Source organism: Cellulomonas humilata (assembly GCF_013359775.1).
Taxonomy (GTDB): Bacteria; Actinomycetota; Actinomycetes; order Actinomycetales; family Cellulomonadaceae; genus Cellulomonas; species Cellulomonas humilata.
On sequence record NZ_JABMCI010000070.1, the window covers coordinates 286,273 to 306,647 of the forward strand.

Here is a 20,375-nt window from a genome sequence, read left to right on the forward strand (position 1 = left end):
CGTCGGACGCATGACTGACGAGGACACCCGGACGCAGTACGAGCGCATGGTCGCCGGCGACTGGTACGAGGCCGACGCCCAGATCCAGGAGCTGACCGGCGCCGCCCAGGCCCGCGCGGAGCGGTTCGCGCAGGCCGTGAAGGACGGCGACGACGACGCCGTCGACCGCCTGCGCGAGCTGCTGGGCTCACTGGTCGAGGACACGTGGATCCGCCCGCCCCTGTACGTCGACTACGGCGTGCACCTGCACGTGGGTGCGCGGACGTTCGCCAACTTCGGGCTCGTCGCGCTCGACGTGGCGCCCATCCACATCGGCGACGACGTGCAGATCGGCCCGAACGTCCAGCTGCTCACCCCGATCCACCCGGTGGACCCCGAGCCGCGGCGGAACAAGCTCGAGGCCGCCAAGCCGATCACGATCGGCAACAACGTCTGGCTCGGCGGCGGGGCCATCGTCTGCCCGGGCGTGACCATCGGCGACAACACGGTGGTCGGCGCCGGCGCCGTGGTCACCAAGGACCTGCCCGCCAACGTCGTCGCGGTGGGCAACCCCGCGCGGGTGATCAAGGAGATCTGATGACTGAGCGTGCCATTGGCGTCATGCTCCCGCGGGACCTGCCCGCCGACCTGTTCCGGACCTTCGCACGGCGGGCCGAGGCGCTCGGGTTCGACGAGCTCTGGGTGGTCGAGGACTGCTTCTTCCGCGGCGGCGTCGCGCAGGCCGCCGCCGCTCTGGCGATGACCGAGCGCATCCGGGTCGGCATCGGCATCCTGCCGGCGGCGGTCCGGAACGCGGCGTTCACCGCGATGGAGGCCGCGACGCTTGCGGAGCTGTTCCCGGGGCGGATCGACGTGGGCATCGGGCACGGGATGCGTGGCTGGATGACGCAGGTCGGCGCGTGGCCGGCCAGCCCGCTGACCATGCTCGGGGAACACCTCGACGCGGTGCGGGCTGTGCTCCGCGGAGGGCCAGTGGACGCCGAGGGCCGCTACGTGAACCTCGACGCGATCGACCTGAACACCCCGCCGAGCAGCGTGCCGCGCGTGCTGGCCGGGGTCCGCGGACCCAAGTCGCTCGCGCTCGCGGGCCGCTCTGCGGACGGCACGATCCTGGCCGAGCCGGTCACGCCCGAGTATGTGGCCGACGCGCTCCGGCACATCGCGCCGACGCGGGAGCACCGGATCGTCGCCTACTGCGTCGCGGTGGTCGACGACTCTGCCGACGCCGCCCGCACCGCCGCCCGGCCCGCGCTGGAGTGGATCGGCGAGCCCGACTGGGACGTGCACATCGCGCCCCTGCCGTTCGCCGACGAGTTCCGCGCGCTCCGGGCGTCGGCGGCGACCCGGGCGGAGTTCGTCGCGGCGCTGCCCGACGGGTGGGTCGACCAGCTCGCCGTCGTCGGGACGACGGACGACGCCCGCACCCGCATCGGGCAGCTGCACGACGCGGGGGTCACGACGACGGTGCTGATCCCGGTCGGCCCGGACCCGCTGGTGGCGCTGGAGAACCTGGCGCGGGTGCTCTAGCGAGGTTCGAGGCGAGCCGGAGGACCGTGTCGGCGAGCTCGGCTGGTTCGACGACGGACACCGGGCCGGTGAGCGCGATGCGGGCGACGATCACGGCGAGCCACTCGAGATCCTCGCTGCGGATCTGGACGACGCACGAGTCCGCCTCCGTCTCGACCGGTGTGTGGTCCACCCAGCGGAGCGCACCCTCGAGCTCGTCGAACGGGGCGCCGATGACGAGCGTCGCTCGGTGCTGACGGAACAACGAGCCGAGTGAGCTCGCGACGAAGCTCGCCGCATCGCCACCCGGGATCTGGCGCGGCGCGAAGTGACTGCCCGCCGGCCGGGGCTCCCGAAGCCGGTCCAGCCGGAACGTGCGCCAGTCGTCGCGCCCCTGGTCCCAGGCCACGAGGTACCAGCGACGGCCGGCGGTGACGAGCTGGTGTGGCTGGACGAGCCGTCGGCTGGCCGTGCCATCACGTCGTCGGTAGTCGAAACGCACGTCCTCACGGTCGCGGCACGCCGCGGCGAGCACGCTGAGCGCCTCGGGGTCGACGACGTCGTCCTCGGCCGGAGATCGCATCGACGCGACGCTCGAGCGGAGCGCCGACACCCGTCGGCGGAGGCGATGCGGCAGCAGCTGTTCGATCGTGGTCAGTGCGCGGAGCGACGCCTCCTCCATGCCGCCGATCGCCGCCTCGGCGGCGTAGCGCAGCCCGACGGCGACCGCGACGGCCTCGTCGTCGTCGAGGACCAGGGGTGGCAGGTGCGCGCCCGTGGCAAGTCGGTAGCCCCCGTGCTTTCCCGACGTGGCGTCGACCGGGTAGCCCAGCTCGCGCAGCCGGTCGACGTCACGGCGCACCGATCGCTCTGTGATCTCGAGGCGTTCCGCGAGCTCGGCTCCACGCCACCAGCGATGGGTCTGCAGGAGCGAGAGCAGCTGGAGCGCTCGACCGGTGGGGTCCTTCCGCATGGTCGAAGTCTGGCATCGATCGAGGACCGATCCTGTCCGCAATGCTTCCTACGGTGATGGCGTCACCCACCGAGAGGAACGTCGCCGTGTTCGATCCCACCAGTTTTCCCGAGCCGACCTTGATCTCCGTCAACGGCGTGAAGTTGGAGGTGTTCGACGCAGGCGCGCACAACGCCGGACGGCCCGTCGTGCTCTGTCACGGCTGGCCGGAGCACGCGTTCTCCTGGCGCCACCAGGTGCCCGCCCTCTTCGCAGCGGGCTACCACGTCATCGTCCCGAACCAGCGGGGCTACGGGAACTCGTCCCGTCCGACCGAGGTGACGGACTACGACATCGCGCACCTGACGGGCGACCTCGTGGCACTGCTGGACCACTACGGGTACGACGACGCCACGTTCGTCGGGCACGACTGGGGGGCCAACGTCGTCTGGGGGCTGGCCCAGCTGCACCCGCACCGCGTGAACAAGGTGATCAACCTGAGCCTGCCGTACATGGAGCGCGGCCCGGTGCCCCCGATCGAGTTCCTGGAGGCGGTGTTCGGCGGCGACCTCTACCTCGTCCACTTCAACCGACAGCCCGGTGTCGCAGACGCGGTGCTCGAGGCGAACACCTCCCGGTTCCTGCGCAACCTGTACCGGAAGAACGAGCAGCCCGCGGAGCCGGCGCCGGGTATGGCGATGATCAACCTCGCCCTGGCGGAGACGCCGAGGGGTGAAGCCGTCCTGAGCGACGACGAGCTGGCCGTCCTTGTCTCCGCATTCGAGTCGTCGGGGTTCACGGGCGGCCTCAACTGGTACCGGAACCTCGACCGCAACTGGCACCTGCTGGCGGACGTGGACCCGATCGTCCGGCAGCCCGCCCTCATGATCTACGGCGACCGGGACACGGTCGCGAAGTCCGAGAACCTGACCGACTTCGTGCCGCGCGCGGACGTGGTCAGCCTCGACTGCGGTCACTGGATCCAGGAGGAGAAGCCGGAGGAGACCAACGAGGCGATCCTGACCTGGCTGGAGCAGCAGGAGTCGTGACTGGACGCGGCGCGGGTCGGTCCCCGCGCCGCGCCCCTTCCGACGTGTAAAGAACTCTTGACACGGTGTCTGGTTCGCCATACCTTCGCCGTGTCAACAATTCTTTACACGGAGGCTCCGATGAGCGTCGAGACCGAGACTCGCACCATGCAGGCGATCGTCCAGAGCGCGTACGGAGCGCCCGAGACCGTCCTCACCCACCGGACCGTCGCGCGGCCGGAGCCGAAGCCGGACGAGGTCCTCGTCCGGGTGCACGCGTCCTCGCTGAACTTCGCCGACGTCGCCATGGTGACCGGCAGGCCGTCGCTGATCCGGGCCGCCATGGGGTTGCGGCGGCCGCGGTACACCGTCCCCGGCAGGGACCTCGCCGGGGTCGTCGAGGCTGTCGGTGCGGACGTCACCGACCTGGCGGCAGGTGACGAGGTCTACGCCGAGGCGTCCGCGGGCTCGTGGGCGCAGTACGTGGCCGTGCGGGCGAAGCTCGTCGGTCGCAAGCCCGTGAACCTGAGCTTCGCGGAGGCCGCCACGCTGCCGCTGGCCGCCGGCACCGCTCTCGACTGCGTCGCCGGGGTCCGGCCCGGGCAGAAGGTGCTGGTCAACGGCGCCTCCGGAGGGGTCGGCTCGTTCGCGGTGCAGGCGGCCAAGGCGCTCGGCGCCGAGGTGACCGGGGTGTGCAGCGGTCGGAACGTCGAGCTCGTCACGAACCTCGGTGCGGACCACGTCGTCGACTACCAACGCTCCGACTTCACCAGCGGCAGCACCCGGTACGACCTGATCATCGACCTCGTCGGCAACCGGAGCCTCGCGGCGTACCGGCGGGCACTGGCCCCGCGCGGCACGCTCCACCTGTCCGGTGGCGGCGGCGGTCGGGTGATCGGGCCGATGGCCCGGCTCGCGCAGGCGCTCGTCGTGAACCCGTTCGTCTCCCAGCGACTGCGCCCCGTCTTCGCGACGCCGAGCCGCGCCAAGCTCGACCGGCTCCGCGAGCTCGCCGAGGCAGGGTCGCTCACCCCCGCGATCGAGCGGACCTACCCTCTGAGCGACGCCCCGGAGGCCGTGCGCCGGCTGATCGCCGAGCACGCCCGTGGCAAGACCGTCCTCACTGTCGCCCAGGAGCGTTGATGTCCTACGAAGAGCGGAACGTCTGGGTCTCCCTCGTCGTCTCCGTGCTCGCGTACGGGGTCTACGTCGTGGTGGTGCTGGCCCGGGCGCGGGACACGCCCCTGACCGAGGTCGCCTACGCCGGTCCGCTGCTGTGGTCGATCGGCGGCGCGATCGTGTTGGCCATCATCGGGTCCATCGGGGTCGCGCTGGCCAACCGCCGCGACGGGCACCTCACGGACCAGCGTGACAAGGAGATCAGCCGGCTCGGCGATCGCACCGGCCAGTCGTTCGTCGTGATCGGTGCGCTCGCCGCGATGGTCCTGGCGCTGCTCGAGGTCGACTGGTTCTGGATCGCCAACGCCGTCTACCTCTGCTTCGTCCTGTCCGCGATCCTCGGCGGCGTCACCAAGCTCGCCGCCTACCGACGGGACTTCTCCACGTGGTGAAGCCCACGCAGGTCACGAACGCCATCCGCGCCCTCCGGTTCACGCACGGGGAGATGACCCAGGCCGAGCTGGCCGAGCGCATCGGCGTCACCCGCCAGACCGTCATCGCGATCGAGCAGGGCCGCTACTCCCCGTCGCTCGAGATGGCCTTCCAGATCGCCCGCGTGTTCGACGTCCCGCTCGACGACGTCTTCCAGTACCCGGGCTGACGCCAGGTTCCACCCGCACGAGGCCACGCGGTCTCGCGATCCGTCCTGCCCACAGAGAGGCACTGCCATGCGCACTGCTCGACTTGCCGGTCTGCTCTACCTCGTCGTCGCCGTCTGCGGTGGGTTCGCGGAGCTGGGAGCGCGATCGACCATCAAGGCGTCCGACGACGTCGCCCAAGCCCTCCGCGACAGCGCCGGGCTCATGAAGGTCGCGTTCGCCGCCGACGTCGTCGCCTACACGTGCTTCCTGCTCGTCGGCCTCGCCCTCTACGCGCTGTTCAAGGACGTCCACCGCGTCGCGGCGGTCGCGATGCTCACCATGAACGCGGGCAGCGTGGCCATCCAGAGCCTGGACCTCGTCAACCACGCGGGCGCCGTGCTCGCGGCGCAGCGGGGGGCCGACGAGCTCGCCGTGCTGTTCCTCGACCTGCACGGGGTCGGTTACCTGATCGCGCAGGTCTTCTTCGGCGGCTGGCTCATCCCGCTCGGCTACCTGGTGGTCCGGTCGGGAATGATGCCGCGCGTGCTCGGGTACGCCCTGATCGTGGGTGGAGTGGGGTACCTGCTCGGGCTCGTCGTCGAGCTGGTCGCGCCGGGTGCGGACGGCGTCGCGCTCGCCCTGGGTGTGGTCGGGGGGATCTCCGAGATCGCGTTCCTGCTGTGGTTGCTGGTGAAGGGTGTGTCGGCACCCGTTCGCGAGCGGGTGCTCGTGCCCTAGTTTGGCGATATGTCCGACGCTACCGTCAGCCTGCTGGTGCTGGCGGGCTGCGTCGGGCTGTTCGTCTGGAACCGCCTCTCGGTCGGCGTCGTCGCGATCCTCACCGCGCTGACCCTCTACGCCACCGGCCTGATCACCGCCAACGAGGCGGTCGCCGGGTTCGGGGATCCGGTCGTCGTGTTCATCGCGTCGCTGTTCGTGCTCAGCGAGGGACTCGAGTCGTCGGGCGTCACTGCGTGGGCCGGTCAGCAGCTGATCGCCCGCGCGGGGACGGCACGGAACCGGCTGCTGATCGCCCTCATGTTCTTGTCCGCACTGATGGCGGCACTGGTCACCCCCAACGGCGCGGCCGCCGCGCTGCTGCCGGTGGTGGTGCTGGCGTCGCGACGCTCGAAGCAGTCGACGTCGCAGATGCTCATGCCGCTCGCGTTCGCGGCCAGCGCCGGGGCGCTCCTGGTGCTCAGCGGCAGCACAGTGAACGTCATCGTGTCCGACGCGCTGGTCACCGCCACGGGCGAGCAGTTCGGGTTCTTCGAGTTCGGCCTGATCGGGCTGCCGCTGGTGCTCGCGACGATCGCGGTCTCGGTGCTCGTCGGCCAGCGCCTGCTGCCCGACCGCTCGCCCACCGCGCTGCCCGCCGACTACTCCCGGCACGTCGACACCCTGGTCGAGCACTACAGCCTGGACGTCGGCTTCTTCCGCCTCGCGGTCGACCCGGGGTCCGACGTGATCGGCAGCCGGCGCGTGCAGGTCGAGGTGCCGGACGGCGTGGTGCTCATCGGGGTGCAGCGGGCCACGGGTGAGCCTGCCGCCGAGGACGAGACGCTGAGCGTCGGGGACGTCGTCGTGGTGACGGGCGACAACGCGGGGATCGCGTCATTGGTCGAGCGGCACGCGCTGACCGTCGCGACGACCCCGCTGTCCCGGGGCACGCGCGAGGCGCTCCTGGGCCGCGAGGTGGGCGTCGCGGAGATGGTGGTCCGGCCGCGCTCGCGGGTGATCGGCCAGGTCGTGTTCGCGGGGCTGGTCCGCTCCGGCGTCACGGTGCTGGGCGTACGCAGGCTGGGCAAGGACCGCGGGGCCGACCACCTGGTGCTGGCCGAGGGGGACTCGCTCCTGGTGCACGGCCCGTGGCCCGCCGTCGAGGCGTTCGCGGCCGGGGACGACGTGCTCATCGTCGACAGCCCCGAGCTGGTCCGGCGGCAGACCGTGGCGCTCGGGCCGAAGGCGTGGCGGGCGGTCGCGGTGCTCGTCGTCACGGTCGCGCTGCTGGCCACCGGAGTCGTCCCGCCCGCGATCGCCGGGCTGATCGGGGCGACGCTCATGGTGATGACCGGCGTCGTCGGCGTACCGGAGGCGTACCGGGCGGTGTCGTGGCAGGTCGTCGTCCTGGTCGGCGGGCTGATCCCGCTGTCGGTCGCGATCGCCTCGTCCGGTGCCGCCGACCTGGTGGCCGGCCGGTTGGTGGACCTGATCGGCGACGGGGGTCCGCGCGTCGTGCTGGCCACCCTGTTCGTCCTGACGCTCGCGCTCGGCCAGGTGGTGAGCAACACGGCCACCGTGCTCATCGTCGCGCCGATAGCGGTCGCCATGGCCGACGCCTCCGGGGTGGCGCTCGCGCCGGTCCTCATGCTCGTCGCGGTGGCGGGAGCCGCGTCGTTCCTCACCCCGATCGCCACCCCCGCGAACATGATGGTCATGGGTCCGGGCGGCTACACGTTCAGCGACTACTGGAAGCTCGGCCTCGCGACCACGACGGCGTGGTTCGTCGTCGCCATCCTGCTCATCCCAGTCATCTGGCCCACGTAAGGAGCACGACGATGACGTTCGACCCGATCCCCTCACGCGCGCTGTTCGAGGACGTCTCGGTCCGGGTGGCGCCACCCGGTGCGGGAGCCGGTCGCGCTCTCGGGCTGGCCGTGACCGCCACCGGCGAGGTGCCCTCGGGAGTGCCCCTGGACCGCGCCGGGCTCACCGAGTGGGGGTTCCGCGGGTCCGTGGGCGAGGTCCTGATCCTGCCGCGCGAGGGGGGCGCGGTGGTCGCGACCGGCGTCGGCGACGACCCGTCCGCCGCCTCGTTGCGCGACGCGGCGGCGGCGTTCGCGCGAGCCGCGGGTCGCGACGACGTCCTGACCACCGACCTGGTCGGGGCCGGTGCCTCGGTGGCGAGCGCGGCCCAGGCGGTCGTCGAGGGGATCCTGCTCGGCCGCTACCGGTACGACGCGCTCAAGACCGACCCGTCGACGGTGCCGGTCCGGGAGATCGTGCTCCTCGTGGCCGACGAGTCCGCCGACGATGCCCGCCGCGGTGCCGACCGAGGTGTCGTGCTCGCCCGGGCAGCATCCCTGTCCCGCGACCTGGCCAGCACCCCCGCCGGACACCTGACCGCCCCGGACCTGGCCGACATCGCCGTCTGGCTGGCCGGCGAGCACGGGCTGGACATCGAGGTCTTCGACCAGGAGGCCCTGATCGAGATGGGCTGCGGAGGGCTGCTCGGCGTGAACGCGGGGTCGGTGGTCGAGCCGCGCATGATCGTCATCCGCTATGTGCCCGCGACCGAACCGACAGGTCACCTCGGGTTCGTCGGCAAGGGCATCACCTACGACTCCGGCGGGATCAGCCTCAAGCCGTCCAACGCGATGCACGCGGCGATGAAGATGGACATGAGCGGTGCCGGCGCGGTGCTGGCGGCGATGACGGCACTCGCGGACCTGGACGTCCCCGTGGCGGTCAGCGCCTACCTGGCCTGCACGGACAACATGCCGTCGGGCTCGGCGACCAAGCTCGGGGACGTCCTCACCAGCCGCAGCGGGCGGACCATCGAGGTGGTGAACACCGACGCCGAGGGGCGCCTGGTCATGGCCGACGCGATCGCGCTCGCGAACGAGGACGGCGTCGACGCGATCGTGGACATCGCCACGTTGACCGGGGCCGCCCTGGCCGCGCTCGGCATGCTGACGGCGGCAGTCATCGGCAACGACGACCGCATGCTCGACCTGGTCGAGGCCGCCGCTGAGCACACCGACGAGCAGGTGTGGCGGCTGCCGCTGGACCGGCGGTACCGCAAGCAGCTGGACTCCGAGGTGGCGGACATCAAGAACCTCGGCGGCGAGTACGCCGGGGCCATCACCGCCGCCCTGTTCCTGGCCGAGTGGGTGGGGGACACCCCGTGGACGCACCTCGACATCGCCGGGACCATGCGGTCCGACGCCGACGACGCCTGGCGGACCAAGGGTGCGACCGGGTTCGGTGCGCGGCTGCTCGTGGAGGTCGCGTCGACGTTCGCGGCCGCCCGGTGACCGCGACGTGACCGAGCGGCGCGCGATCCACGAGTCGATCGCCGGAGCCGCCGTCCTGGGCACCCTCGCGGTCGTCTGGGGCATCGCTGCCCAGTCGCGCGTGCTGCTGTTCGACGGCGCGTTCATCCTGCTCGGCATCGTGCTCTCGGCACTGTCCTTGATGGCGTCGCGCGCCGCCGCGGAGAGCCCCACCACCCGGTTCCCGTTCGGCAAGGCGGCCGTCACGCCCCTGGCCATCGCGGTCCAGGGGGTGGCGCTGCTGGGCACCCTGCTCTACGCCGCGGTCGACGCCGTCGCGATCATCACGGCCGGCGGCTCGGACGTCGCGGCCGGCACCGTCGTCGCGTACGGGCTGATCACGATGACGTGCTCCTACGCGCTGGCCCGCTGGCTGACCCACCGCGCACCCTCCTCGGAGCTGGTGGCGGCGGAGGTGGCGCAGTGGCGGGCGGGTGCGCTGCTGAGCCTGGTGTTCGCGGTCGGCGCGGGTCTCGCGTTGGCGCTGTCGTCCGTCGGCGACGTCGTCCGGTACGTCGACCCGGTGCTCGTCCTGGTGGCGTGCCTGGTGCTGGCGCCGATCCCGCTGCGGCTGCTGCGGGCGGCCGGGCTCGAGCTGCTGGAGGCGGCGCCGCCTCCCCTCGTGCAGAACACCCTCGACGCGGCGGTGGCGTCGGTGCGAGCAGAGTTCGGGCTCGACGAGCCGTTCGTCCGCTCCACCAAGCTGGGCAGCCGGCTGTACGTGGAGGTCGACTTCGTCGTGCCGTCCGGCGAGTGGGACGTGGCCGGCGAGGACCGCGTCCGCCGAGCGCTCATCGCCCACCTGGAACCGCTCGGGTACGAGCTGTGGGCCAACGTGGAGCTGACCACCGACCCGGAGCTTGCGCGGTGACGACGGTGCTCGACGCGCTGCTCGTGGTCTCGGGCCTCGGTCTCGTCGTGACGACCGTGGTGGACGTCACGCGCAGGCCACCGCACATGACCGTGCTCGAGGGGTGGGGCAACCCCTCCGGTCCGCGCACGGCGTGCGTGGCGGTCTTCGTCGTGACGGTGCTGGTCCGCCTCCTCGTGAGCTGACGGCTCCGCTACATTGCGCGCGTGACCGTGCAGGCGAAGGCGCAGAGCGTCGTGTCGACAGGCGTGGTCACCGCGTTCCACCGGCTCGGAGGGTGCGTTGTCTGAGGCGCTCGCAGTGGTGGCCGGGCTTCTCGGGTTGGTCGGAGCGTGGAGCGGCGGGGCGGTGTTCCACTTCGGGCGTCGCGACCGGTGGAACTCGGGGGGGCACTGGGGTGCGACCGCCGAAGCGCTGGGAGCGGCACTCGCCGGCATGGCTGCGTTCATCGCGATCCAGCACGGGAACGACGAGCCGATCGAACCCGGTGCACTCCTCAGCACGGTCGTGCTGGTCGGCGTCGCGGGCGTCCTGGCGGTGATCTACCTGTGCCTCCTGGTGGTCCTCACGCCGTCGGTCCCGGGATCGCGGCGACGACATCCGGCGCAGACCCTCGGGGCAGGGGGTCGTCGTGACGCTGAAGAAGCCGTCCGCGGTGAGCTGGGTCGTGATGGTGCTGGCGCTCGCCACGATCGTGTGGCTGGAGTGAGGGCGGCGCCCGAACCGTCCCCCGCAGGAGCCGCGTCCAGCCGTCCTCGTGTGAAGACTTCGTCGCTCTGAGCGCGACCAAGTCTTCACGCGAGCACCAGGAACGCTAGGTGAGGTAGATCGACGCCCCCGGGCCCAGCGGGATGCCCAGCAGGTACCAGACCACCAGGAGCGCGGACCACGTGATCAGCAGGACCACGGTGTACGGGAGCATCAGCGAGATGACGGATCCGACGCCGACCTTGCGGCGGTACCGCTCGGCGAAGATCACGATGAGCGCGAAGTACGGCATCAGCGGCGTGGCCACGTTCACGGGCGAGTCGCCCACGCGGTAGGCGGCCATGGCCAGGTCCGGGGAGATGCCCAGCTGGATGAACAGCGGCACGAACACGGGCGCGAAGATGGCCCACTTGGGCACGACGCCGCCGATGAAGATGTCGATGATCGCGGTCATCGCGATGAGCCCGAGGATCAGCCAGACGGTGCTCAGGTTGGCGGCCTCGAGGGTGTCGGCCATGTTCACCGCGGCGATGGTGCCCAGGTTCGAGTAGTTGAAGTACGCGATGAACTGGCTGATCACGAGGAGCAGGAAGATCAGCCCGGAGAGGCCGGCGATGGTCTTGGTCATCGGGTTGATGACGTCCATCGAGCCGTGGATGGTGCCGGCGCCCTTGCCGTAGGCCAGCCCCATCACGAAGAAGTACACGAGGATCAGGAAGATGATCGAGTTCAGCAGCGGAGAGTCCTCGATCAGGCTGCCGGTCTCAGGGTTGCGCAGCAGGGCGTTCGGCGGGAGCGAGAGCGCCAGCACGACCGCCGTGGTGCCGAGGAAGGCCCAGAACGCCCAGCGCAGGCCGTTCTTCTCCGCGTCGCTGAGCTCGCCGGAGGGTGGCTCGTCGGCCGTGTCGGGCCCTTCCGACGGGTGGTAGACGCCCAGGCGCGGCTCGACGAACTTCTCGGTGAGCAGCGTGACGACGACCGTGACCAAGAGCGTCGAGACGATCCCGAAGAACAGGTTGCCGGTGATGGCGACGTGGTTGGCCGGGTCGGCGATGGCCTCGTTGGTGATCTCCGCGAGCATCCCGTCGACGGGCGTGATCAGCACGTTCACCGCGAAGCCGCCGCCGACGCCGGCGAAGGCGGCCGCGAGTCCGGCCAGCGGGTGCCGGCCGAGGGACAGGAACACCGCGGCGGCCAGCGGGATGAGCACCAGGTAGCCGGCGTCGGTGGCGATGGAGGACAGGACGCCCAGGAGGACGATGATGAACGTGATCGCACGCGGCGGGGTGACCTTGACCAGGCGCTTGATGAACGAGGCGATCAGGCCGACCTCCTCGGCCATGCCCACGCCGATCATGGCCACGACGATGACGCCGACCACGCCGAAGTTGTTGAAGTTGGCCACCGGTGAGGTGAACACGAACCGCAGGCCATCACCGTCGAGGAGGCTCTGCGCGGCCACCGTGACGGTGACGGGTTCCTCGGCGCCGATCTGCGCCTGCTCGAACGTGACGGTGCTCCCGGCCGCCTGGAACGCCGCCGAGAGCACCATGATGAACGCGATGAGGATGAGGAAGATGATCACCGGATGGGGGACCTTGTTGCCCACCCGCTCGATCCAGTCGAGCACCCCTTGCAGGGGCGACGGCTTGGCGACGACCTCGGCCTGGCTCATGTGCGCTCCCCTGCTCGAACCGCTGTGCGCCTGACGCTAGCGAACGACCGGACATTTCTGACCCCCCGTGATGGGATGGCGTGATGAAGCAGCCCGACTACGCCCCTGGTCAGTCCGCCTGGATCCGCGACCTCGGCCCCACGGGCCTGAAGGTCTCGGCCGTCTGTCTCGGCGGTGGACCCCTCGGCAGCATGCCGGCGCTCTTCGGCCGGGACGTCTCGGCCGACGAGGGCGTCGCCACCGTGCTGGCCGCGCTCGACAGCCCGATCCGGTTCATCGACACGTCCAACGGCTACTCCGACGGTGAGAGCGAGCGCCGGATCGGTGCCGCCCTGGTCGAGGCCGGAGGCGTCCCCGAGGGCGTCGTCATCGCCACCAAGGTGGACCCGTCCGGCCGCGACTACTCGGCGGACCGGGTGCGCGCGTCGGTGGCGGAGAGCCGCGAGCGCCTCGGCCTCGACCACCTGCCGCTGGTGCACCTGCACGACCCGGAGTCGTTCGACTTCGCGGAGATGTCCGCACCGGGTGGACCGGTCGAGGCGCTCGTGCGCCTGAAGGAGGAGGGTCAGGTCGGCGCGATCGGCCTGGCGGGCGGCCGCGTGCAGGAGATCGCGAAGTACCTGGACCTCGGCGTCTTCGACGTCCTGCTGGTGCACAACCGCTGGACGCTCGTGGACCGCAGCGCGGGACCGCTGCTCGACGAGGCGGTCCGGCAGGGGATGGGGATCCTCAACGCGGCGGTCTACGGCGGCGGGATCCTGGCGTTCCAGTCCGGCGGTCCGTCGAGCTACGGCTACCGGCCGGCACCGCCCGAGACCCTCGCGGCGATCGACGCGATGCGGGGGGTGTGCGCCGACTTCCACGCCGACCTCGGCACGGCCGCGCTCCAGTTCTCGCTGCGTGACCCCCGCATCGCCTCCACGATCGTGGGCATGAGCCGCCCCGGCCGCGTCGCCCGCACCCTGGATCTGGCCTCCGAGCCGCTGCCACCGGCGCTGTGGCCGGCGCTGGAGGCCCTGGTCCCGCCGTCGCACGTGTGGCTGGACGCCTCATGAGCCGCGTCGTGGTGACCGGCGGCAGCGGCAAGCTCGGTCGTGCGGTCGTGGCGCACCTGGCCGAGCACGGGTACGACGTGGTGAACGTCGACACGGTCCTGCCACCGGAGGGTCAGAAGGCGGTGTTCAGCCGGGTCGACCTCACCGACCTGGGCCAGGTGACCGAGGCGCTGACCGGCATCGACGACCGGTACGACGGCGTCGACGCGGTGGTGCACCTCGCCGCGATCCCCGCGCCGGGCCTGCGCCCGAGCGGTGCCACGTTCGCCAACAACGTCGTCGCCACCCACCACGTGTTCAGCGCCGCGCGCCGGGCGGGCATCAAGAACGTCGTCTGGGCGTCCAGCGAGACCGTCCTCGGCCTGCCCTTCGAGACACCGCCGCCGTACGTCCCGGTCGACGAGGAGTACGCGGTCCGCCCGGAGAGCACCTACTCGCTGGGCAAGGCGGTCGAGGAGGAGATGGCCCGGCACTTCACGCGGTGGGACCCGGAGCTCAAGCTCATCGGCCTGCGCTTCTCGAACGTGATGGACGTCGCCGACTACGCCGCGTTCCCGTCCTTCGCGGACGACCCCCGCAGCCGGATCTGGAACCTCTGGGGCTACATCGACGCCCGCGACGGGGCGCTGGCGGTACGGCTCGCGCTCGAGAGCGACCTCACGGGGTTCGAGGCGTTCATCGTCGCGTCGCCGGACACCGTGCTGGAGAGGCCGTCGGCCGAGCTCGTCGCCGAGTACTTCCCGGACCTTCCCGTCACTCGTCCGATCGAGGGCCGCGAGACGCTGCTGTCCATCGACAAGGCCCGACGCCTGCTGGGCTATGACCCGCAGCACACCTGGACCACGGAAGTGTGAACCTGCGGGTGAACCCACCCGCGCGCCATCTCACCGACACATTCGCTTGCTTGGCTTCCCCTGTATCTCCGTGGTGCGTACGCGCCCCTTCGGGGCACAGACCCACCCGCCACAGGGGAGCAACCGATGAGCACCGCTGCACCGTTCGCTTTCCTGGTCCACCCACGGGGCCGCATCGCGCAGGACCTCGCGCGGATCTGGCGACCGCTGGGTCGCGTGCCGGAGGGGATCGTCGAGACCGCCGTCCGCCGCCTCCCGCCGTACGCGATGTCCCGGATCCTGCTCGACGACCGGCCGGTGGGCCACGTGGTGCTCGTCCCGTTCGGGGCGCGGCACCTGCTGTCCGAGCCGCACGAGGGCCGCGCGCGCGTCGGTCGGGCGATCGACCACGCCGCGCGGCTCGGTGCGGGCGTCGTCGGCCTCGGGGCGCTCACGGCGACGGTCACCGCGGGCGGCGCCACGCTGCGCGGGCGCACGGACATCGGCGTCACCAACGGCAACGCGTACACCGCCGCGATCGTCGAGGACCAGCTGCTGGACCTGGTGGCGGACCTGTCCGACCGTCGCGTGGCGGTCGTCGGCGCCACGGGGTCGGTGGGCACCACGCTGGTCCGCCTGCTCGCCGCCGGCGGCTCGGTCGACTCCCTGCTGCTGGTCGCCCGCGGGGCCGTCAAGCTGCAGGCGCTGGCCGCGGAGGTCGGGGGCCGGGTGCCGACGACCACCTCGACCGACCTTCACGACGTGCGCGGCTGCGACGCCGTCGTGCTGCTGACGGCGTCGGCGGACGCCCTGCTCGGCGCCGAGCACCTGGCGCCGGGCGCTCGCGTGCTGGACGCGACGCAGCCCCGGAACACCTCGCCCGACCTCGCGGCGGCGCGGCCCGACGTGACGCTGGTGGACGGCGGGGTCGTCGAGATCCCCGGCATGCACCTGCGCGGCGGGGACATCGGGCTGCCGCGCGGCCAGGCGTACGCGTGCTTCGCGGAGACGTTCCTGCTGGGGCTGGCCGGGCACGTGGGCCACTTCTCGACGGGAGTGCCGACGCTCGACCACGTGTCGCACATCCGGGGCCTGGCCGACCGGTTCGCGCACCACGGGTTCACCGCGGCCGCACCGGCGAGCTTCGGTCGGCCGTTGGCGGCCGCGCGATGAGGCGCGTCGTTCTCCTCGGCGGCGGTTACGTGACCCTGCACGCGTACGGCGCGCTCGTGCGCCGGCTGCGCGGGGCCCTGCGGCGTGGTGAGGTCGAGATCGTCGTGCTCAGCGCTGACACGGTGCACAACTTCCACGGGTTCACCGGGGAGGTGGTCGCCGGGCTGCTGCCGATCGCGCTGACGCAGACGCCGCTGACGGAGGCGATGCCGCGCGCCCGCGTGCTACACGCCCGGGTCACGCGGGTGGACCTCGTCGCCCGGCGGGTGCACTACTCCGGGGTCGACGGGGACGAGGACCTGACCTACGACGCGCTCGTCGTCGGGACAGGCGGGCGCGAGCCCCTGGACGCGGTCGACGGGCTCGCCGGTCGAGGGCTGACCCTGCGCGGACCCGGCGACCTGGCCGAGCTGCTCCAGCGGGTGCGCGTGGTGGACGGTCCCGTGGTGGTCGTCGGCGGCGGGCTCGCGGGGGTCGAGCTCGCCGCTGCGCTCGCCGCACGGGTGCCGCAGGTGGTGCTGGTGCAGTCGGCGGACCGGGTGGTGCCCGCGCTGCACACCGAGCAGCCCCGACTGGCCGCGCGCTGCACCACCGAGCTGTCGCGGCTCGGTGTCGACGTCCGCACGGGGGTGCGGGTGGTGGCGGCCGAGGACGGGTCGGTCACCCTGTCCGACGGGTCGGTGGTCCGCACGCACACCGTCCTGGCCACCACCGGTCAGCGCGCGGTCGCCCTGCCCGGTCTCGAGCGGCTGCCTCGCGACGACCGCGGACGCCTGGTGACCACGCGGGAGCTGCTCGTCGCACCGGACGTCTGGTCCGCCGGCGACGCGGCGTCGGTCGCGCACCCGCGCAGCGGGATCCCGGTGACCGCCAACGCGCTGTGGGCGATCAAGGCCGGCGACCAGGTGGGCCGCAACGTCGCCCGCGCGCTGGCGGGCCGTCCGGGCCGTCGGTTCCGGTACCTCGGGCTCGGGCAGGCGGCGTCGTTCGGGGTCGGTCGCGGTGTCGCCGACCTGTACGGGCTGCCGCTCACCGGGTGGGTGGCGTGGGCGATGCGGGTCGGGTTCTTCGTGCGGTTCATGCCGACGCGATCACGCGCGGTGCGCGTGCCCGGGGAGCTCATCCGTCGCGCCCGGGCAGCTCAGCCTCCCGCGCGACTCGCCGTCACGCGCTGACGTCTCCGTACGACGACGGACGGTCGGGACCGCACACCGACCGTCCGCCGTCGCCCGCCCGGGCCCTCGGGAGGCCCGGGCGAACCGTGGGGTGTGACTAGTTGCGGATGATCGTGAAGGTGGACGTCGTGTTCTTGATGTCCTGCGCGTTGTTGCTCAGGCGCAGGTTGGTGAACGTCACCGAGCCCACCGCCGGACCCTGACCCTGCTCGGGCATCTCGTTGGCCCAGATGCCGAACCCGGACTTGGCGTCCCAGGCGTCGCCGCTCTTGCGGGCCCCCGTGATCGACACGTTGGTGAACGTGGTGTCGGTGATGGGGTTCTGCGGTGAGGTGGGGCCGGTGTAGTTGGTCTGGAACATGATCCCGGAGTACGTCGGGTCGACGATGTCCACGTCGCTGACCCGGATGCCCTGGAACTTCTTGGACGCGGAGAACACCCAGATGGCGGGGAACGTCTGGTTGCCCCAGAAGTGGCCGCCCGCCCGCACGATCGAGATGTTCTGGAAGCTCGTCGGCGCCGCGGAGCCGAACTCGTCCATCGGGTACCCGAAGTCGAGCGAGCTGATCGTGATGCCGGAGTACACGAGCGTGTCCGCGATGTAGATGTTCCGGAACGTGTTTCCGTACCCGCCGTAGACCGCCAGCCCCGCCGCGCGCCACGTGACCAGCGACGTGAGGTTCTCGTAGACGTTGCCGGTCTGGCCCGTGCCGCCCGCGTCGGTGGCCGCGAACAGGGCGAACGAGTCGTCGCCCGTGCCGCGCGCCTCGATGTTGGCCACCCGGTTGTTGGCGCTGCCGTTGGTCATGTTGATGCCGTCGGCGAACGTGTTCCGGATGCGCGAGTCGGTGATGGTGCTGTTGTCCATGTTGGACGCCCAGAACATGCAGATCATGTGCTCGACCCAGAGGTCGTCGACCGTCATGTTGGCGACGTTGGTGAAGTCCAGCACCTTGCCCGGGCCGTCGATCCGCGACGTGTAGTTGCCGAAGTAGGCGAACCCGCGGAACTTCGACCCGTTGGACGACGCCTCTGCGCGGAAGCCGACGTCGGTGTTCTCCTGACCGATGGGCGCGAAGAACCGCGTGAACCAGGGGCCGGCGCCGACGATGTCGACCGCCTTGCCGTACACCTGGAACTTGCTCGACGTGGAGTAGTCGCCGGCGGGCAGGTAGACGCCCTTGACCGTGCCGGTGGTGTCCATGCGGGCCTTGTCGAGCGCGTTCTGCACGTCCTGGTGCGTGAACCCGGTGGGCTGCACGTACTGCGCCGGGTTCGGGTTCGGGTCGGCGGTGGCCAGCTCGGTGTTGATGAAGTCGATCGTCACCGGCTGCGGGTTGCTGGCCGTGCGCTGCAGGCGGATGGTCGCGCCGGCCGGGACGGTGGTGCCCAGCAGGGTGCTGGCCTCGTCGTAGACGTGCCGCGGCCCTCCGGAGCCCGGCTGGTTGTTGGGGCTGCGCTCGTCGCCGTACAGCCACGCGAACCGTGAGGTCAGGTCGAGGCGCTTGAGGTAGGTGCCGTTGACGACGATGTCGATGCTGCCCGACTGGCCCGTCCCGGCCGCGTTGTCCGGGATGGAGAAGCGGGTGACCAGGGTGTTCGTCGGGTTCTTCGTCGTCCACTCGACGTACGAGCCCGTGGCGGACAGGGTGGCAGCGCGACGGCCGGAGGCCTCGCCGGCGAGGTCGCCGACCGTGCGGTTGGGGCCGACGAGCACCGCGCCGCCGCCCGTGCGACCGTCCTCGGCCTCGTACATGTCGAACGGCAGTCGGGCGCCGCGGCCGACGAAGATGCCGCCGGTGACCACGTTGTTGGCCTGCTTGCCGGGCACCTCCATGGAGTCGGCGGCGACGGCGCTGGACACGTCGTACGTGCCGTTGCCGGCCGTCCAGGTGCCCAGGGTCACGGTCCCGCTCGTCGTCCCGGCGGCGATCGCGCCGCCGATCGAGCCGGTGAGCGTCTTCACCACCGTGCCGGTCGTCGAGTCCTTGATGGTGACCGTCAGTCCGTGCGCCGCGGTCGACGTGGCGATGTTGCCGTTGTTGGCGACCGCTCCGGTGAACGTGACGACCGCACCCGCCGCCGGGTTGCTCGGGCTCCAGCTGACCACGGGGACCAGGTCGGAGCTGGGCACGGGAGACACGACGAGCCGGGTGGGGTTGGTGAACGCGTTGTTGGACTCGTTCTGCTCGACCACGGTGTTGGCCGGGTCCGCCACCGCGCCGATCGTGTACGAGCCGGCGGCGCGGGCGCCGATCGATCCGCTCACGGTGGCCGTCGCACCTGCGGCGAGCGCACCGACGCTCGCGTTGACGGCGTTCTGGCCGTCGACCACGAAGGCGAGCGCCGTGGCAGCCGACGCCGACGTGCCGATGTTCCTCACCGTCGCGGTGAGCGTGACAGGCGTGGACTCGGTCGCGTTCGCCGGGCCGGTGACGCCGGTGACCGTGAGGTCGGGGTTCGGGGCCGCTGCGCCGAACACCTGCAGCTCGGCCACCTGGCCGTTGCCCGCGCCGGTGTTGCCGGCGAACACGAGCCGGACGTCGGTCGCGGTGCCGCTCACGGGCACGGTGACCGTGTTGCCGGTCGACGGGCTGAACGCGCGGGCGGCCGACGGCGCCAGCGTGGTGAACGCGCCGGTGCCGGTGCGGCCCTCCACGGAGAAGGTCTGGGTGCGGTTGCCCCACGCGCCGTCCGGGTTGAGCTTGACCGTCACCGCCGAGAGCTGGCTGGCCGACGCGAGCGTGACCGTGAGGTTGCCCGGGTACTGACCGCCGGCGCCCTCCCAGTACGTGCCGAGGTTCCCGTCGACCGCGTTCGCGGCCACGTAGGTCCACTCGGTGGAGGACGCGGCGATGGGCCGGCTGAGCGCGAGGTTCTGGCCGGTGGGAGGCGTGGTCGGCGTCGGCGTCGGCGTCGGGTCCGGCGTCGCGGTGCCGTGCACCTCGAGCTCCGAGAGCTGCCCCGCCGGCCAGCCGGTGTTCCCGGTGATGCTCAGCCGCACGTACCGGACGGACGTGTCGGTGACGTCGACGCTCACGGTGCTGGCGGTGCCCGGGTCGAACGTGTAGCCCGCCTGGGCCTTGAGCGTGGTGAACGTCGAGCCGTTGGTGGAGCCCTGGACCGTGAGGGTCTGCGTCCGCGCGCCCCACGCCCCGGTCGGCAGCTTCAGCGTGAGGTCCGTGACCGTGGCGGCGCTGCCGAGGTCCACCTGCACCCACTGCGGGAACTGGTTGTTGGCGGACTCCCAGTACGTGGCCTGGTTGCCGTCCGTGACGTTGCCGGCGCCGTAGACGTCCACGGTGCTGCTGGCGGTGGCGGGCCTGCCCGCGGCGAGGTTCGGGCCGGCCGCGGCCGCTCCCTGCGCGAAGACCGCGAGGCCGAGCGGTGCGACGAGCGCCGCCGCGGCGGTGGCCACGACGGCGAGCCTGACGTTCCTTCTCATGGGTCGTCCTCGTTCTCCCGCCGGGGCGGCGGGGTCGATACCGAGTGCGCTGCCCGTGTCTCGAGCGCCCGACGCTGGACGCAGGGGGCCGGACCGGCGGAGGGGCGTCGGTGCCCCAGGGCCGAGTAGTGCCAGTCTC

18 protein-coding genes are annotated in these 20,375 nt (G+C 71.6%); 15 read left to right on the top strand and 3 right to left on the bottom strand.

Annotation, left to right across the window (positions count from 1 at the left end):
• Positions 1 to 10: 10 nt before the first annotated feature.
• Both HP550_RS18405 and HP550_RS18410 read left to right on the top strand, forming a co-directional pair.
• On the top strand, positions 11 to 577 hold the full coding sequence (locus HP550_RS18405; RefSeq protein ID WP_175349124.1) for a sugar O-acetyltransferase: 567 nt from the start codon (positions 11 to 13) through the stop codon (positions 575 to 577).
• Positions 577 to 1,527: an LLM class flavin-dependent oxidoreductase gene (locus tag HP550_RS18410; RefSeq protein WP_175349125.1), complete on the top strand. Its 951-nt coding sequence runs from the start codon at positions 577 to 579 to the stop codon at positions 1,525 to 1,527. The genes HP550_RS18405 and HP550_RS18410 overlap by 1 nt, the downstream gene beginning before the upstream one ends.
• On the opposite strand, the gene HP550_RS18415 is transcribed toward HP550_RS18410, so the two are convergent.
• The gene (locus HP550_RS18415; protein ID WP_175349126.1) at positions 1,454 to 2,479 is read right to left on the bottom strand and encodes a helix-turn-helix transcriptional regulator; all 1,026 of its coding nucleotides are present in this window, start codon (positions 2,477 to 2,479) and stop codon (positions 1,454 to 1,456) included. The two genes, HP550_RS18410 and HP550_RS18415, sit on opposite strands and share 74 nt — an antisense overlap.
• An 86-nt stretch (positions 2,480 to 2,565) precedes the next feature.
• On the opposite strand from HP550_RS18415, the gene HP550_RS18420 reads away from it, so the two are divergent.
• The 9 genes from HP550_RS18420 to HP550_RS18460 all read left to right on the top strand — a co-directional run bounded on the left by HP550_RS18420 (position 2,566) and on the right by HP550_RS18460 (position 10,357).
• Positions 2,566 to 3,507, top strand: a complete 942-nt coding sequence (locus HP550_RS18420) for an alpha/beta fold hydrolase (RefSeq protein WP_343048253.1) — start codon at positions 2,566 to 2,568, stop codon at positions 3,505 to 3,507.
• A 120-nt stretch (positions 3,508 to 3,627) separates the two neighbouring features.
• A complete protein-coding gene (locus tag HP550_RS18425; RefSeq protein WP_246281002.1) occupies positions 3,628 to 4,629 on the top strand; it encodes an NAD(P)-dependent alcohol dehydrogenase in 1,002 nt (333 codons plus the stop codon).
• Positions 4,629 to 5,057 carry a hypothetical protein gene (locus HP550_RS18430; protein ID WP_056086680.1) on the top strand — a complete coding sequence of 143 codons (429 nt, stop codon included), beginning with the start codon at positions 4,629 to 4,631 and terminating at the stop codon, positions 5,055 to 5,057. The genes HP550_RS18425 and HP550_RS18430 overlap by 1 nt, the downstream gene beginning before the upstream one ends.
• Positions 5,051 to 5,266, top strand: coding sequence for a helix-turn-helix domain-containing protein (locus tag HP550_RS18435; RefSeq protein ID WP_175349128.1), 216 nt, complete (start codon positions 5,051 to 5,053; stop codon positions 5,264 to 5,266). The genes HP550_RS18430 and HP550_RS18435 overlap by 7 nt, the downstream gene beginning before the upstream one ends.
• A 67-nt stretch (positions 5,267 to 5,333) precedes the next feature.
• Positions 5,334 to 5,984 carry a DUF4386 domain-containing protein gene (locus HP550_RS18440; RefSeq protein WP_175349129.1) on the top strand — a complete coding sequence of 217 codons (651 nt, stop codon included), beginning with the start codon at positions 5,334 to 5,336 and terminating at the stop codon, positions 5,982 to 5,984.
• 9 nt (positions 5,985 to 5,993) lie between these two features.
• Entirely contained in the window at positions 5,994 to 7,793 is a 1,800-nt protein-coding gene (locus tag HP550_RS18445; RefSeq protein ID WP_175349130.1) for an SLC13 family permease, read from the top strand.
• An 11-nt stretch (positions 7,794 to 7,804) separates the two neighbouring features.
• On the top strand, positions 7,805 to 9,283 hold the full coding sequence (locus tag HP550_RS18450) for a leucyl aminopeptidase (RefSeq protein WP_175349131.1): 1,479 nt from the start codon (positions 7,805 to 7,807) through the stop codon (positions 9,281 to 9,283).
• A gap of 7 nt (positions 9,284 to 9,290) precedes the next feature.
• Positions 9,291 to 10,172, top strand: coding sequence for a cation efflux transmembrane domain-containing protein (locus HP550_RS18455; protein WP_175349132.1), 882 nt, complete (start codon positions 9,291 to 9,293; stop codon positions 10,170 to 10,172).
• On the top strand, positions 10,169 to 10,357 hold the full coding sequence (locus HP550_RS18460) for a hypothetical protein (RefSeq protein WP_175349133.1): 189 nt from the start codon (positions 10,169 to 10,171) through the stop codon (positions 10,355 to 10,357). The genes HP550_RS18455 and HP550_RS18460 overlap by 4 nt, the downstream gene beginning before the upstream one ends.
• A gap of 629 nt (positions 10,358 to 10,986) precedes the next feature.
• Here the strand turns inward: HP550_RS18460 and HP550_RS18465 are convergent.
• Positions 10,987 to 12,555, bottom strand: coding sequence for an AbgT family transporter (locus tag HP550_RS18465; protein WP_175349134.1), 1,569 nt, complete (start codon positions 12,553 to 12,555; stop codon positions 10,987 to 10,989).
• Between the two features lie 83 nt (positions 12,556 to 12,638).
• Here HP550_RS18465 and HP550_RS18470 point away from each other — a divergent pair, with 83 nt between their 5' ends.
• From HP550_RS18470 to HP550_RS18485, 4 genes are all read left to right on the top strand, one after another.
• Entirely contained in the window at positions 12,639 to 13,610 is a 972-nt protein-coding gene (locus HP550_RS18470) for an aldo/keto reductase (protein ID WP_175349135.1), read from the top strand.
• Positions 13,607 to 14,464 carry an NAD-dependent epimerase/dehydratase family protein gene (locus HP550_RS18475; RefSeq protein WP_175349136.1) on the top strand — a complete coding sequence of 286 codons (858 nt, stop codon included), beginning with the start codon at positions 13,607 to 13,609 and terminating at the stop codon, positions 14,462 to 14,464. The genes HP550_RS18470 and HP550_RS18475 overlap by 4 nt, the downstream gene beginning before the upstream one ends.
• A 126-nt stretch (positions 14,465 to 14,590) precedes the next feature.
• Positions 14,591 to 15,616 (top strand): semialdehyde dehydrogenase, encoded by a 1,026-nt coding sequence (locus tag HP550_RS18480; RefSeq protein WP_175349137.1) that lies wholly within the window; start codon positions 14,591 to 14,593, stop codon positions 15,614 to 15,616.
• Positions 15,613 to 16,791 carry an NAD(P)/FAD-dependent oxidoreductase gene (locus HP550_RS18485; protein WP_175349138.1) on the top strand — a complete coding sequence of 393 codons (1,179 nt, stop codon included), beginning with the start codon at positions 15,613 to 15,615 and terminating at the stop codon, positions 16,789 to 16,791. The genes HP550_RS18480 and HP550_RS18485 overlap by 4 nt, the downstream gene beginning before the upstream one ends.
• 97 nt (positions 16,792 to 16,888) lie before the next feature.
• Here the strand turns inward: HP550_RS18485 and HP550_RS18490 are convergent, their stop codons facing one another.
• The gene (locus tag HP550_RS18490; protein ID WP_175349139.1) at positions 16,889 to 20,236 is read right to left on the bottom strand and encodes a discoidin domain-containing protein; all 3,348 of its coding nucleotides are present in this window, start codon (positions 20,234 to 20,236) and stop codon (positions 16,889 to 16,891) included.
• Between the last annotated feature and the right edge of the window lie 139 nt (positions 20,237 to 20,375).